The sequence below is a fragment of the Mesorhizobium sp. M0894 genome, from assembly GCF_040319725.1.
In the GTDB taxonomy this organism is placed as follows: domain Bacteria; phylum Pseudomonadota; class Alphaproteobacteria; order Rhizobiales; family Rhizobiaceae; genus Mesorhizobium.
Genome location: NZ_JAMYOG010000033.1, coordinates 1 through 13818, shown reverse-complemented (window position 1 = coordinate 13818; position 13818 = coordinate 1). Strand labels below are relative to the sequence as shown.

Annotated in this window: 16 protein-coding genes and 2 pseudogenes; 13 read left to right on the top strand and 5 right to left on the bottom strand. The window is 59.0% G+C overall.

The window, feature by feature from the left end; all coding sequences use genetic code 11:
- Window positions 1-65: 65 nt before the first annotated feature.
- Window positions 66-650, bottom strand: a complete 585-nt coding sequence (locus NKH91_RS31105) for a CGNR zinc finger domain-containing protein (RefSeq protein WP_023721817.1) — start codon at window positions 648-650, stop codon at window positions 66-68.
- A 128-nt stretch (window positions 651-778) separates the two neighbouring features.
- Here NKH91_RS31105 and NKH91_RS31100 point away from each other — a divergent pair, with 128 nt between their 5' ends.
- The 5 genes and pseudogenes from NKH91_RS31100 to NKH91_RS31080 all read left to right on the top strand — a co-directional run bounded on the left by NKH91_RS31100 (window position 779) and on the right by NKH91_RS31080 (window position 2699).
- Window positions 779-1165 (top strand): alpha/beta fold hydrolase, encoded by a 387-nt coding sequence (locus NKH91_RS31100; RefSeq protein ID WP_245278717.1) that lies wholly within the window; start codon window positions 779-781, stop codon window positions 1163-1165.
- A gap of 201 nt (window positions 1166-1366) precedes the next feature.
- Window positions 1367-1667: pseudogene (locus NKH91_RS31095) on the top strand (DUF1236 domain-containing protein).
- A 154-nt stretch (window positions 1668-1821) separates the two neighbouring features.
- The gene (locus NKH91_RS31090) at window positions 1822-2025 is read left to right on the top strand and encodes a CsbD family protein (protein WP_031194857.1); all 204 of its coding nucleotides are present in this window, start codon (window positions 1822-1824) and stop codon (window positions 2023-2025) included.
- A gap of 104 nt (window positions 2026-2129) precedes the next feature.
- The gene (locus NKH91_RS31085) at window positions 2130-2456 is read left to right on the top strand and encodes a hypothetical protein (protein ID WP_031194855.1); all 327 of its coding nucleotides are present in this window, start codon (window positions 2130-2132) and stop codon (window positions 2454-2456) included.
- A gap of 84 nt (window positions 2457-2540) precedes the next feature.
- A complete protein-coding gene (locus tag NKH91_RS31080; protein WP_023721813.1) occupies window positions 2541-2699 on the top strand; it encodes a KTSC domain-containing protein in 159 nt (52 codons plus the stop codon).
- Window positions 2700-2737: 38 nt separating this feature from the next.
- Here the strand turns inward: NKH91_RS31080 and NKH91_RS31075 are convergent, their stop codons facing one another.
- The gene (locus NKH91_RS31075) at window positions 2738-3160 is read right to left on the bottom strand and encodes a YidB family protein (RefSeq protein ID WP_023721812.1); all 423 of its coding nucleotides are present in this window, start codon (window positions 3158-3160) and stop codon (window positions 2738-2740) included.
- 861 nt (window positions 3161-4021) lie between these two features.
- On the opposite strand from NKH91_RS31075, the gene NKH91_RS31070 reads away from it, so the two are divergent.
- Both NKH91_RS31070 and NKH91_RS32445 read left to right on the top strand, forming a co-directional pair.
- Entirely contained in the window at window positions 4022-4582 is a 561-nt protein-coding gene (locus NKH91_RS31070) for a DUF1003 domain-containing protein (RefSeq protein ID WP_023721810.1), read from the top strand.
- Window positions 4583-4897: 315 nt separating this feature from the next.
- On the top strand, window positions 4898-5167 hold the full coding sequence (locus NKH91_RS32445; protein ID WP_084643003.1) for a DUF736 family protein: 270 nt from the start codon (window positions 4898-4900) through the stop codon (window positions 5165-5167).
- On the opposite strand, the gene NKH91_RS31060 is transcribed toward NKH91_RS32445, so the two are convergent.
- Window positions 5157-5687: a Ros/MucR family transcriptional regulator gene (locus NKH91_RS31060; RefSeq protein WP_023721808.1), complete on the bottom strand. Its 531-nt coding sequence runs from the start codon at window positions 5685-5687 to the stop codon at window positions 5157-5159. The genes NKH91_RS32445 and NKH91_RS31060 overlap by 11 nt on opposite strands.
- A 563-nt stretch (window positions 5688-6250) precedes the next feature.
- On the opposite strand from NKH91_RS31060, the pseudogene NKH91_RS31055 reads away from it, so the two are divergent.
- The 6 genes and pseudogenes from NKH91_RS31055 to NKH91_RS31030 form a co-directional block, all read left to right on the top strand.
- Window positions 6251-6502, top strand: a pseudogene (locus NKH91_RS31055) (DUF2285 domain-containing protein); the annotation flags it as partial.
- Window positions 6503-6838: 336 nt separating this feature from the next.
- Window positions 6839-7825, top strand: a complete 987-nt coding sequence (locus NKH91_RS31050) for a methyltransferase (RefSeq protein ID WP_352549511.1) — start codon at window positions 6839-6841, stop codon at window positions 7823-7825.
- 408 nt (window positions 7826-8233) lie between these two features.
- Entirely contained in the window at window positions 8234-8611 is a 378-nt protein-coding gene (locus tag NKH91_RS31045; RefSeq protein ID WP_245278716.1) for a VanZ family protein, read from the top strand.
- Window positions 8612-8755: 144 nt separating this feature from the next.
- Complete coding sequence (locus tag NKH91_RS31040) at window positions 8756-9121, top strand: hypothetical protein (RefSeq protein WP_023721803.1); 366 nt, start codon at window positions 8756-8758, stop codon at window positions 9119-9121.
- Window positions 9122-9715: 594 nt separating this feature from the next.
- The gene (locus NKH91_RS31035; protein ID WP_352885516.1) at window positions 9716-10432 is read left to right on the top strand and encodes a pentapeptide repeat-containing protein; all 717 of its coding nucleotides are present in this window, start codon (window positions 9716-9718) and stop codon (window positions 10430-10432) included.
- A 170-nt stretch (window positions 10433-10602) separates the two neighbouring features.
- Entirely contained in the window at window positions 10603-11910 is a 1308-nt protein-coding gene (locus NKH91_RS31030) for an NRAMP family divalent metal transporter (RefSeq protein WP_352496629.1), read from the top strand.
- Here NKH91_RS31030 and NKH91_RS31025 read toward each other — a convergent pair.
- Both NKH91_RS31025 and NKH91_RS31020 read right to left on the bottom strand, forming a co-directional pair.
- Window positions 11903-12343 (bottom strand): hypothetical protein, encoded by a 441-nt coding sequence (locus NKH91_RS31025; RefSeq protein WP_198030477.1) that lies wholly within the window; start codon window positions 12341-12343, stop codon window positions 11903-11905. The two genes, NKH91_RS31030 and NKH91_RS31025, sit on opposite strands and share 8 nt — an antisense overlap.
- A 299-nt stretch (window positions 12344-12642) precedes the next feature.
- Window positions 12643-13761 carry an enolase C-terminal domain-like protein gene (locus NKH91_RS31020; protein ID WP_352885517.1) on the bottom strand — a complete coding sequence of 373 codons (1119 nt, stop codon included), beginning with the start codon at window positions 13759-13761 and terminating at the stop codon, window positions 12643-12645.
- Window positions 13762-13818: the final 57 nt, after the last annotated feature.

The window sequence follows — 13818 nt, the reverse complement described above, 5'->3', positions numbered from 1 at the left end:
GCCATGATGTTTGAATCCGGAGCCCACAATATGCGACGAATGAGGCCATGGCGCGGGATGCGTTGTCATCTTACCTCGTACGATGCCACTTGGCCCCGATGGCGGGCTACCTTTTCGCGATTCCCGCAAACCCGCATATTGCACCAGCGACGTTTTCCGCCCCGTGAGATGTCTACGAAGAGCCACCCACATCGTGGGCACACGCGGAGCCTTGCGCGGGGTAGCGTAAAAAACGCCTCGATGGACAAGAACGCAAGGAATGCGGTCACCAAGGCTGGGTCTTCCCATTGATCAGACGCCAGAGCGAGCCGTGTCCCATCCCACGCGACTTGCTGGGCTCCCAACCTGTTTGCGGCGCGTGAGCATAAAAGACCAAGCGGTTGCGAGGGAGGCTCCAGATTTGAGGCGATCGCGTCGAAGAGCGCGTATGACGATTCCCGTATGTCACGAACTTCGTGGAGGAAGTGCCGATCCCGTATCTCGGCAACGGCCACTGCTTCCTGTTCGTCTGCCAACCCCGCGGCGAGCAACCACGTCCCGATATCGCGAGGGGAGTTGAAGAGTTCATTGTGCAGGGGCGGGTTTCGCCGGTCATACACGGCGTTCGAAAGGTCGAGGGCGGCGTGGCCGCCTATGAAGTGCTCTGGCACCCAGGCCGTGGGATCGCGCGACAGGGAACTTAACCTTTAATATTCCGTTACATGGTTACAAAACGTAACCGGATTGACCGATTTATCAGGTTTCTTCGCTCGCTGCAAACCAAAGACGGAAAACGGCCATGCTGAACGTTCATAAAGCCAAGCATCATACGGTCGAAGTGGACGGGGTGAACTTGTTCGATCGCGAGGCGGGGCGGCGCGATGCGCCCGGTGTCCTGCTGCTCCACGGCCAGCCCAGCTCATCGTACAGCTTCCGCGACGTCATCAACCCGCTGGCGGAAGTGGCACGGGTCGTCGCGCCCGATCTGCCCGGGTTCAGCTTCACGGAGGCGCCAGAAGACTATCCGTATACGTTGGAGGCCCTGGCGCAGACGATCGACCCGCTCAAGTCATGTGTATGTCGGGCCGGCGACGCTTCGTGCGCAGCAGCTGCCCTACATCCACACCGACGCCGACAAGCTCAGCTGGCGAAAAGAGGTGGGCGACAAGCTCGATCCAAAGGCTGACCCGCTGGCGGAGAAGCGAAAGGCGTTCTGGGACCGCATCGGCACCATGCCCCCGGCCCAAGAGATCAGCGAGCTTGAGGCCCTTGGATATGGCCCAGGCGAGGAGCGCTCCAACAAGTCCTTCTGCCCGTTTAGGTAAGTAGCCTCGCACGGAAGCATCAAGCACCGTAGCGGAAGGTTGCCTCGCTGGAGGATTGCTATATGGGAAAGCAACTTTTATCTGCTGCCACAGGAATCTTTCTATTCGTAGGTATCGGAACCGCCGCCGCTCAGGACGTCATCATTCAGCCTGAGCAAGACATGGTGATCCGGGAATATGTAAAGAAGAAGCCGATAGCATCCCTGAGCCTTCCCTGTGCTGAGCTCAACATTGGCACCGCTCTGCCCGACACAGTCAGAGCTTTACGAAGTGCCGGACGTTCAGTACCGCTATGTAGTTGCCGAGGGACGAACCGTCCTGGTTGATCCAGGTACCCGCAAAACTTTTAAGATCTACGACTGATTTTCTACCTGAAGCCCGCCGTGCCGAAAAGGTGCGGCGGGCTTTTTGCGTTCAGCCGATCCAAGCAACTGATCGGGAAGCCTTTCGTTTCGTAGAACCAAAACCGGTGACAATCGTTTCGTAACTATGGCGATCCCGCCTGATGGAGAAAACCATGGACTGGAACCGCGTGGAAGGAAACTGGAAGCAGGTCAAAGGCAAAGTTAAAGAACAGTGGGGCAAGCTCACTGATGACGATCTCGATCTAATTGCCGGAAAGCGTGACCAGCTCGAAGGCAAAATTCAGGAACGCTACGGCATCGAAAAGGACAGGGTCCGATCCGACGTCGATGACTGGTACAGCCGCCAATCATGGTAGCGGACGATGCGCCCGCCGCCGGCATACGGCGGCGGGCAGCCTCACGGAACGCGCGAGATGCCGCGTTTGGTTCCAAAGTCGCCAGGAGCTATGTCGGGTTCTTCATGCTTACTGCCATCAATACTTCCGGTACTCCGGCAAGCGACGAGGTCGATAGCTTCGTCATCCTGCCACCTTCAGGGGCTCGGTCCGAAGCGGTGTTGCGCGAGGTCGAAGCATTCCTGAAGGCCTGCTTCCCGGAATATGATTTTCTTGCAAACGGCTGCGGCACGCCGTTCGACGATGACTACCAAATCGTGCCAATCCGTTGCGTTTGCGGCGAGGAGCCGGGCACGTTGCGCTTGCTCGACTTTCCTGACCCGTCCATCATGATGGGCATCGCTGCCGCTCTGAAAAGTTTCAGGCCAGGGCAGCCGCCGGCGCTGAACTAGAGGGACGGTCGCGCCGCCGGGCTTCCTTTGCGCCCCGCCATCAAAGACGAGGAACGCGACGGCTTTTCCGCTCGTTGATCCTTTATGCCCTCTACCTCGATTCGCAAAACGGAGTACGATCCCGAGCGGAAGGTACTTTCGGTGTGGTTCGTGGCCAGCGGCAAGCGGTACGAGTTTGAGGGTGTTCCGCCAGAGACCTTTGCGGCATTCAAAGCCGCGTTCGCGAAGGGCCGCGAGCGATAGCGACCCGGGATGACCTGACATGTCGTGGCGAGGTGGCGCTAAGTGCGACCAGTCCTTGGGACCTCGTCCAGGAGACTTGGACCTTTGCTCGGTGGCAACTGGCCGTCGGGAGTGAGCTTGTCCACTGCGTCAGGGAGTTCTCTTGTGAGCCGATCGAGAAGCTCGTCATGGGACAATCCGGTCTGCTCGGCCAGATCGTTCAACGTTTGCGGGTCGATTGCTTTTTCAACCTGCTCCCGCTGAACGGGTCGGTTTGATCCTTTACTTACCCACGAATCAACCTGGTCGCCGGCACCTGCATTCCTGAGGCGGTCCAGGATGTCGCCGAGGCCGCCGGGCGAGCCGGCACTATTGGGATCTGTCGATCTCTTTCCCGCGATCAGCTCGCCGATCTTGTCCTTGTTCTTGTAGGCAAGCAGGCCAAGCAACGCTATGGCGACCTTTCCTATGTCAAGGCTCATTTGTCGTCTCCTTCATCCAAAAGGGACAAGGCATGCGGCTCTGAAAGGTTCCGCCGGGTCGGATCTCCCACCGGAATTCCGGGCCAGCCTCGCACATGTTGTATATTAGCATCTGCGGAACTTTCGGCCCTTTCGCGTGTTGGTGCCTGTACTCCGGCCAGACAGCAAATTGTGATCAGCTGTTGGTTGCACTTGGCCCGTCGGCTTCGGTCGGCGGGCTTTTGTTGTCTTGGGCAGAACCCCCGCCTGCGACGATGGTTCGATCAAGCAGCACCGTGCCGCCAGCCGCATAACGGTTCGTTAGGCATGTTGAGGCGGTGATGGGACTATCTCCAAACGTTCCATCGACCGTCTTCCAAGCGCTCGGTAGGCGGGCAGGCATGCATCATCTCCCAATGGGTGTCGCCCTCGCCATTTCGCTTGCATTCGGTATAGTCGTGACGGCGGTTGCCGGGAAGGATCAGTCGGAAGGCTGCAGCACGTGGTGCTCATCGGTCCTGGGCGATGTTCCCATGAGGGGCACGCGTCACGATGTAGAGGCGGAACCGGACATCGGGCACTCCGAGCCCTAAACAGAGGGCCGTAGCACCCCCTGGACGACCGCGGTGCGCTGAGCCTCGATGCCCAGTCCCGAGCGGCCTTACCGCCGCGTGGAGACACCACTGCGCTCGGCAACTTGACCTCCCCAAGGGTGCGCAAACTGCAAACCACCGTTTGGTGGCGCCAAGCGTCTAAGACCCCGGGCCCCGGTAAAAAGCGGAGCCAATGATTAGATGGCTCTAGTCGGGAACAAAGTCGAATATCCATGATTTTGTACGTTGCCCTGAGTGGCAGTACCGATAGCTATCCAACGGGTGTTCCATGGATTCTCCAACGTTGCCTCCGCCACCTCCGACTGAACTCAGCCAAACACTGAAACGCAATATCCAAGCGATTGAGGAGCGCCGGGCGAAGGAAGCAAGCGATGCAACTTTGGAAGAGAAAATCGCTGAGGCGATTACTTCTTTTACGGGCAGTATGCGTTTCGTGTACCTTCACTTGGCCGTGTATGGCGGCTGGATCGTCTTGAACTTGGGCTGGATACCGATCACTCCGCCATTTGATCCGACATTCGTGATATTGGCTATGGTAGCTTCCGTCGAGGCCATATTCCTCTCGACCTTTGTACTGATCAGCCAAAACCGGATGTCAGTTGCCGCAGATAAACGGGCGGATCTGGACCTTCAGGTGAGCCTGCTAACGGAGCACGAACTCACAAAGCTTACTGAACTTGTCGATTCAATTGCGGATCGGTTGAGTGTAAAACCAGCCTTAAGCGATATAGAAGTCGGCGAGATTAAGAGAGACATTGCGCCAGAAGCAGTACTGGACGAGATCGAATCGAAGCAGCGGGAGACTGCGAAGAAGCTGGACCAGCGCTGAAGGTGGTGACGAAGGTCACTGATGTGTCTCCCTCTAGCTCATGGATCGACGTCTCCTTCCGGCGCGCCCTGGTCTTCAGCCAGAAGATTGCTTCAGTGACGGCCCTCGACCTTCACCGCTCGCCTTGCGGTATAGGTTCTCGGCGACCCGTGCGTCGGCCTTGATGGCGCCGCTCTCGAGCTTATGGGCATAGGTCGCCTTAAACCTGCTCGTCTGTGGCGAGCACGCAGGCAATGTCGCCCGTGCTAAGCCCGAAGCCGGCCAGCGCCTCCACCCTACCCGCGAGGTTCATCTGAGCGGGCCGGAAGCAGGTCAATCAGAACGAGCGCGTCGGCACCGCATGGAAGACGTCGCGAAAGCCGCGAATATCACTCGGTCAAGCTCGACGATCCAAGCTTTCCTGCTCCGATTTATGCAAGCGTGGTCGATACCCAGACAAAAAACGAGTTCTCGCTCATCATTTTCCCGCCGCGCCGCAGAGTGATCCGCCCCAACACGGAGCCCCGTCGCAAAAGGCGGGCTTCGCCACGTTCAGGTACGACACTGCTTGGAGCTCCTTATCGGGTGCAGCACGCTACGCTTTGACGAGTGCCTTGCGCGCCTTCTTCACCGGCGACTTGACGGCCGTTGCGGTTGTTGTCGCCGCCGCGGCGCGAGCAGCTCGTTTTGGTTTTTCTGCCGCTGCTGGTGCGGGCGCCGCCTTGCGCCCGAGCCCAATTGATTTCGCAAGAGCCGAGCGGGTGGCTGCGTAGTTCGGCGCCACCATCGGATAGTCGGACGGCAGGCTCCATTTCTGGCGGTACGCGTCGGGCGTTAAATTGTAATGAACTCCGATGTGCCTCTTGAGGGATTTGAACTTCTTCCCGTCTTCCAGGCAGATGATGAAATCAGGTGACACTGATTTCTTGATCGACACCGCCGGCTCCAGCTTGACTGCGGCCGGAACGACAGGCGTGCCGATCCCTTGCAAAGCAACATAGGTGTCCCCAATCAGCTTCGACAACTCGCCGACCGGCAAGGGATTGTTCGACACGTAGGCGGAAACGATGTCGGCCGTAATTGATGTGAGATCAGCCTGGTTGTTTCGGTCCGGAGAAACGTTCATCGAGTTTTCCTCTTGTCTAATGGCACGCGTTGAAACGGATGAGCTGTTTATTTCGGAATCAGGCAAACAATTCGTCGTTTCCGCCAACAAACCTCATTCGTTGCAAATATCAACCGGCACGCTTCGCTTTCATCAGCTCCAGACAAGGTTGGGAGGCGCTCGAGGTCGGCAGCCTGCTGATGAAGCAATGCAACAGCAGCTTATTCGGCGGGGTCGAGGTCCGACACAATGCCACCGATCGGCAGCGGCAGGAACGAGGCCCAGATCACTGGGCCCGCTGTCTGAGAAGTGCCAGGTCAGCGTCCCATTGACGTCGAAGGCTACAGCCGGACCGGTCTGCGCGACACGCGCATGAGCCCGCGGAAGCAGCGGCGATGATATCGCCGAACTCTCGCGCCCTCGGCATCGCCAGGCAGACATCCCCGGCTGTTCGGGTGCCTCGGCGCTTCAGAACGGCCATCCAGCATCCGGAGTTGGTGCGCAATCTGATCGTGATTACGATAGCGTTCTGGCGAGCTTTTCTCGCTTGACGCTTTGCCACGGGTGCGTTTTTCTCTTGGGCCATGCTCAAGCCCTTGCTAGACACCGACGTTGCCGACGAGGCGCCTGGCTACGACGAAGAGCACCTGCTTACCTTTATCCGCCTGCTTGATGCTTCTGACGAAGGGGCCGATTGGAGGGAAGTTTCTAGGATCGTTCTGCACGTGGATTCGCACAAGGAGCCGGAGCGGGCCTTCACAGCCTGGCAGACGCATCTAGCGCGCGCGCACTGGATGACCATCAACGGCTATCGATATCTTCTTTCCGGTGGCGCGCTGCGAAGCCAGGATCTGGTGAAAGTCACCGCGATGAAGATCGGAATGGTATGGACGGCTCGTTTGAACGGCATTTTGAAGTCCCAAATTTCAGTAGCTAAGCAGCGGCGCGGGTATGATCTTTCACAAACCCGCGCACCGGGTACAGCCCAACCCAATTCCACGCCACTGGCGTGGTGCAATGCCTGATAGACCGGTCGTGCTGTAGAGTGCGGCGTGTTTTTCACGGTCGGTCGCACAACTCTTCAGCTTGGATAGGTGAGGACAGCGCCGCCTCGGTCCAATCCGATCTTCCGAGCCTCAAACTCGGTCCTGGATTGCGCAAGGAGATGTGGCATGGTTGGTTCTGATCGGATCGACAAACTGATCGCAGCGGTGCCCGCGGCCTTGGCGCTTCGCGCCGGGCTGGACCTCGGCATCTTCACCCGGCTCGGGAGCAGCGCGGTGACCGCTGACGGCCTTGGGGCCGCGCTCCAAGTCGAGCCCGATCGTCTGTCGCGGCTCCTCTACGCGCTCGCCAGCATTGGTCTTCTCGAAGTCAACGATGGTCAATTTCGCAACGGAGCCGAAGCGTCAGCCTTCCTCGACGCGTCCAAGCCAACCTATCGCGGCGGCGATCATGCCCTCCTGCGGGAGCTCTGGGGAGCCGACTTGCTGACGGCAGAGTCGCTGCGACAGAACCGGCCGGCTGCGCTGCACGACTTCTCCGAAGCGCGGGCCGAGGCCGCGGCGGCTTTCAGCCGCAGGCTCGCACCGGGCGGGGTGATTTTCGGCCGACATTTGGCCCGGAAGATGGACCTCTCGGCGATCAGTTCGGTGATCGACATCGGCGGGGGCTCCGGGACCATTCTTGTCGGACTTCGGGAGCGGTGGCCGCAGATTGCGGCGACGCTGATGGAGCTCCCAACGGTCGCAGCGGTCGCGCCAGCGATCCTGTCAGAATACGGTGCAGACGACGTGGTCGTCGAAGAGGGGGACATAACTGTCGCTCCATCGATCGGTCGGCACGATCTGGCGATCCTGAAGGCCGTCGTCCAGGTGCCTCCGCCGGACCAGGCGCGCAGTTCGATCCTGAACGCGGCACGTTGCCTCACACCCGGAGGCGAGATCGCAATTGCGGGGTGGGGTGTCGTCGATGACGACCGCCTCGGCCCGCCTGAGGGTGTCTTTCTGAATGTCACTTTCTTGAACCTCTATCGCCACGGCGAATCGTACACTGAAGGTCAGTATCGCGCGTGGATGACCGAGGCTGGATTCCGGGATATTTCGAGGTCGCGCCTGGCGGACGGCTCCACGCTCTTTCGTGCGCGCCTCACGGGCTGACCGTGGCTGAATCGTTGATTTTCGGACGCAGGGATCTCCGAGGCGCCCCGCGACTTGATTGCGGTTGCGGCTGTCTTGTCGCTGCTGCCGCCCGAGCAGCTCGTTTTGGTTTTTCCGCTGCAGCTCTTGCTGGCGCGGCCGCCGTTGGTGAACAACCGGGTGGCCGGTTCGGTACGCGCAGCAAACTCCCCCTCCGATTGCTGCATTGGTCGGTGGCACCGATCGCAGCCCGCTTCTGACGCCCGCCCTGATACTGCCGTATTAAACGCAGAAGCCTACCGAGATTCCAATTTACCTTTTTCCCAGCCATCTGCGGCAATGGACTCTGTTCCCCAATGTGCCGCCACGTGCGGATGGCTATGTTCGAAGTAGCGGCGTCCTAGGTTCGGATAAAAGGAGTGGCCTGATTTGTTGCGTGCGAGACCTTTTCCCATCGTGGCAAGGATTGCTTTTCTGGTCACACTGGCCGGTGTCCTCGTGCTCGCGCTCTCACCGGTGTGGCTTTTGCAGAATTTTGGTTTCGGGTTCACCTCTCACGATGACAAGCTCAATCACGCCGCAGCGTTCGTCGTGTTGACGGCTATCGGCAGTCTTGGTTGGCCAGAGCACAGAGCAAGGCTGATAGTTTTTCTCGCCCTTACTGGCGGCGCGATCGAGATACTGCAGGGCATGCAAATAATAAGTCGCGACATGGATATCTTCGACTGGTTTGCCGATTGTGTCGGCATCGCGTGCGGGCTCGCGATTGCAAGCTGGACAAAGAAATTAGCTGACGGCTTCTCCTAGAGGTCGCATCCTGGCAAGTACGGGCTGGCCGCGTAAAGTACTTGCGCGGTGAATAGGATTTGCGGCACGCTTCGCTAAAGGATTTCCGCGAGGAGAATGGGATGGCCGTAGCTAAGAAGGACTCGGAGTCCCGGAACTAGACGCATGAAATACGTCATCGCCTCGCTGTTCGGCGCCTTGCTGCTGTTCGGTTTCATCGCGTTGGCTGGCGCTGGCCACGGGTGGATCGCGGGCGCGTTGAGTTGCCTGCCATTAGCTGCGGTCTCGTTTGCCGCTTGGCTCAACGCACTGCGCACTATACCTTCACTCCATATCGCTAACGGATTGCTTGTTACCGCATGCGTCGTGCTCGTAGGTACGGCGTATGGAACGCTATCAGAAGGCGCACGGTACTTCCTTGATTATTGGCACCTGCAAGGTCCCCTGGCCGGGCCGGTTATCGCCCTCATCTATTTCAACTGGGTCTTCGCTTGCGGGCTCACGTGGTGGCGTCGCCGCGCAGAGACTTAGCTTTGCATCGCCCTCCCGGGAACCCGCTAGAGAGGACCGACGAGCAAGAAGACCATCGCTCGGCAATCGCAAGCTCCGCTTCCGTCCTCGCCTCTCTTTCTGGGTCCATATTGTCGGCGGCGATGAGCCGTCGCGGGGATTGCATGATTTCGCCTCGCGTCCATCCGGCCCAAGCAGGCAACCTACGATGGCTTGGAATCCCGGCCCCATGGCCTCCTGGCAGTATCTCGCGATCGGCACGCCGTGTCGTCTTGGCGGCGTGATCATCCTCGCTCCCTAGAGATACGCTTAGCCGGCACGCTACTCGATGATCTTCACAACCACGTTTTCACGGCTTGCTTCTGCGCGCGCGTAGTCGATGCTAGCGTTATAGTCCGCTTTCGGGCTGGCGATTCTTTCAGGGCGCTCTGCTGGACCGGCGATGATATGGGGAGGCGCTCGCAAATCGCGCCCCACGCGCGGGTTGATCGGTTGATCAACATCAAATCGTGAATATGAGAAATGCGCTAACTGTGACCGCGGTGGTCACCGTGGCTCGTGTGTCAGCAGATGTGGTAAGGTTGAGTGTCGGCGAGTAGCAGAGGTCCAGCAACAATGACTTTGAGGCGAATCAGAGCTTACGGCGCATCCGGCTTGGTTCTAGCGCTTTGCACTGTGTTTGCTTGGCAGAACGCCACTGCCGCTCAAAATTGCGACGCAGCCGCGACGCCTGGCGTCAATTGGCGCGAGTGTGACAAGAAGCTTCTCATCCTAGAAGGACAGGACCTGAGCGGGGCGAACCTGTTCGGTGTTGATTTCACTTCGACCGACCTCAGGAACAGCAATCTCGTTGCCGCAAATCTTGAGAAGGCAACGCTTGTGCGTGCTTCCCTGGCCGACTCGACCGCCAAAGGCGCCCGGTTCGACAGAATCGAGGCCTACAGGACCGACTTCAGCCGTATGGACGCGCAGGGCGCTGTGTTTGCGAGCGCGGAAATGCAGCGCTCGAATTTCCAGGGCGCCAATCTGACCAATGTTGATTTCACAAAGGCAGAATTGGGGCGTGCGCAGTTCCATGACGCCGATATCAGCGGCAGCCGCTTCTCGTTTGCCAATCTCGCACGGGCGGACTTCCGAGGAGCGACGTTCACCGCGCCGGTAGACTTTGACCGCGCTTTTTTGTTTCTGACCCGTATCGAGGGCCTCGACCTTTCCAATTCGGTGGGTCTGTCCCAGTGGCAGCTCAACATGGCTTGCGGAGACGCCCGGACCGAGTTGACTTCTGGCTTGACGAGGCCTGAAGATTGGCCCTGTCAATTCCAGCAGGAATAGTTGTCGCAAACGAACTGCGGCAATGCTGCACCCGACAGGATTCGAACCTGTAACTTCTGCCTTCGGAGGGCGGAGATCCTCCGCCAAAGTGGCACGTTTCTACGGTATTGGTATTGGCGAAATCGCGGCAGCTACTGGTGCTGCTGGCTTTGCTCTGTGGACCCGACGCAATGGATGAGCTGGCGGCTTCCAAGAAAAATCGACCGAGTTCATCTGTCTCTCCCGTGAAGAAGACGATCCTCCGCAGACTGGGGCCGGGCCTCATCACTGGCGCGTCGGACGATGATCCATCCGGGATCGGCACCTATAGCCAGGCGGGGGCCCAACTCGGGTTCGCAATCGGATGGACGATGCTGCTGACCTATCCTCTGATGGTCGCGATTCAGGAAATCAGTGCGCGCATCGGAAGGACCACCGGCCACGGCATCGCAGGCAATCTATGCCGCCACTATCCGAATTGGCTTCTACAGTCCATCGTAACTCTTCTGTTCATCGCAAATACCGTCAACATCGGCGCCGATCTCAGCGCCATGGCCGATGCGACGAAGCTTCTAATCGGCGGCCCGACCGTTCTCTATGTCGTCCTGTTCGCAGCCATTTGCGTAATTGGAATCGTTTTCGTGAACTACGATCGCTACGCGCTCATCTTGAAATGGATGACGTTGAGCCTGTTCTCGTATGTCGCTGTCGTGTTTGCTGTGCAAGTTCCCTGGGCCGAAGCACTGGGTGGCGTGCTGGTCCCGCGAATTGTCTGGAGCAACGAGTTCTTCACTACGCTTCTCGCTATCTTCGGCACGACGATTTCGCCCTATCTCTTCTTCTGGCAGGCGTCAGAGGAGGCCGAAGAGGTCCACGCAAATCATCGCAGAAAATCGTTGTTGAGGGCTCCACGTCAGGCGGTCGACGCGTTCTCGCGAATACGCGCCGACACTCTCATAGGCATGGCATTCTCCAACGTCATCGCGCTGGCGATCATCTTCGCGACCGCGGCGACCTTGAACAAAGCCGGCATCACCGACGTCGAGACATCCGCTCAGGCGGCCGAGGCGCTGCGGCCGATCGTCGGCGATTTTGCCTTTGCTATCTTCGCTTTCGGCATCGTCGGGACAGGGTTGCTGGCGGTACCAATCCTGGCCGGCGCGGCGGCTTACGCCATTGGCGAGGCGAGACGATGGCCCGTGGGGTTGTCGCGCAGACCTGGGGAGGCTGTGGCGTTTTACAGCACTCTTGCCGCGGCCACGGGGCTCGGAGCAGCGATCACGTTCGGTCCAATCGATCCGATCAAGGCGCTGTATTGGACAGCCGTCGTCAACGGTGTCGTCGCCGTTCCGGTCATGACGGTCATGATGATAATGACAGCCCAGCCAAAGGTCATGGGCGACTTCACCGTCAAGGGCTGGCTGCGCTGGCTGGGATGGGCCTCCACGATCGCTATGGCGATGTGCATGGTCGGAATGCTCATGAGCTGGTTCATGTGACAGCCAATTGATCACCCGCCGCAGTTCGTATGGCGGTGGAAACCAGGCCGGAAGCTATCTTCGACACTCTATCAAGGTCTCGACGCCCTAGACTATCGCGCTGCCGAAACCGCAGGCTCGAGGCCGAGCCGTCCCACAACAGCTTCAACCGGCATTGGTTGCGGGTTGTCGCCGATTGCTGGACGTTACCTCGAAACGCGCGGGTGCTCTTCAGATCGGGGCGGTCGAGGCGCCGAAGGCTCAGATGACCGATGCCGACGTCGGGATTGCGGCAGACCACACGGACGAGAAACTGGGCTCGAACTCGGTTAACCAGCCGCGACCGCGGCGAGGAGCGTCCGGCGGGCTTGGCGAGGACGCCGAACGCGGCGGAAGACCAGCGGGTCGGCGCAGTATTGAGGTCGCACACGTTCAGTTCCTTCTTGAGAAACATAATTCCAGCACCGAGGAACCCGATCCCGGACCCGCGCGGCAGGACGATGCCCAAATTAATTGGCAGCCTGTTCGATCGAAATCATGGAATGTTCCTGAGAAGACAGCCCTGCGAACTCGCTCACGCCGGGTTCTCGAGGTCGAATTGCTTCGACGGCTCGTCGTAGCCGAACAACTCCGCGTAGCGCCCCAGGAGATGATCGCGCGCATCGTGTCGGCACGTTCTTCGGACATGTGGTCTTCGAGGTGGCGTGAATTGTGCCATGCATCGCCAACTCCCAAGCTGGCTCGGTCATTCACTCACTTGCCAGGGAGGCGTGCATTTTCTGGCGCGGTACCCAGTTCCGACCGTATCAGGCGCCTTGGTCTCATCCATTCGCCGCGCGCTCTTTCGGACAGTACCAATCCATGGCCAGGTCGATCGGGCGCATAGACGTAGCCGTCCCGGATTTCGATGGGCTGTTCCACCAGATGATCGAAGTTCTGAAACGAATATTCCAGCCATTCGACTTCCGGCAGCGCGACCGCCATGTGCACGCCGATCTCCAGAAAGGTGTTGCCGATGCTGACCGGGATGCCGAGCTCGGCGGCCAGCCAACCAATGTGCATAACATCGGTGACTTGACCGTGGACATTCAGGATGTCGGCTGCGTGGGCTTCCAGAAGAAGCCGTTTGCCTTGAAGATCCAGATACTCGCCGCTGTTGATCTGAGTCCATGTCATTGCCTGCCTGAGCATTCTCAATCCTTCGTGGTCGTGACGCAGGATTGGATCCTCGACCCAGAGAAGATCGTGGCCGGCATCGCGGATCGCCACCAATTTCATTAGCGCTTCCTTCGAGGTCCACGCCTCGTTCGGGTCGATCATGATTTCCGAGCCTGCCGGCACGCAGGTTTTCAACAGCTCCAGGCGCCGCAGATCGCGATCGAAATCCGGGTGGCCGACCTTGATCTTGAAAGCGGAATAGCCAAGCGACGCCGCGTGGGAAAACAAGGAGACGAAAGCATCGTCGTCGAGGTGAAAATCGAGGCCACTGGCGTAGGCTTTCACACGGTTGCGACGACTGCCGAGCAGCACGTGAAGGGGTAGGCCAGCTTCCTTTGCCGCAAGATCCCAAAGCGCCACCTGGATCGCTTCATGAAAAGGCAGGGAGTACGCCCGCTGATTGCCACCGCGCGGGCGGTTCACACGATGAACCAGCGCGATCGCCTTATGTCCTTTCAGCCCCGGCCAAACCTCGTTTTCGAAAACGGTCTCGATCTCAGTCTGGTCGGGCAGGGGATTGAAGAGCGTCTGGATGAAGCCCAGTCCCACTTCACCACTTTTCGAAACGAGTTCCAGCGCAGCGACGTTTACATCGTCGGCTCGAACCTGACTGTCCCCGATTACCCCAGGGCTATCGCATATGAGTGATGGCATTGATGAGATAGTCGTCGTTCCAGGCGCATTTCTTGATGCGATGGCTGATGGGAACTT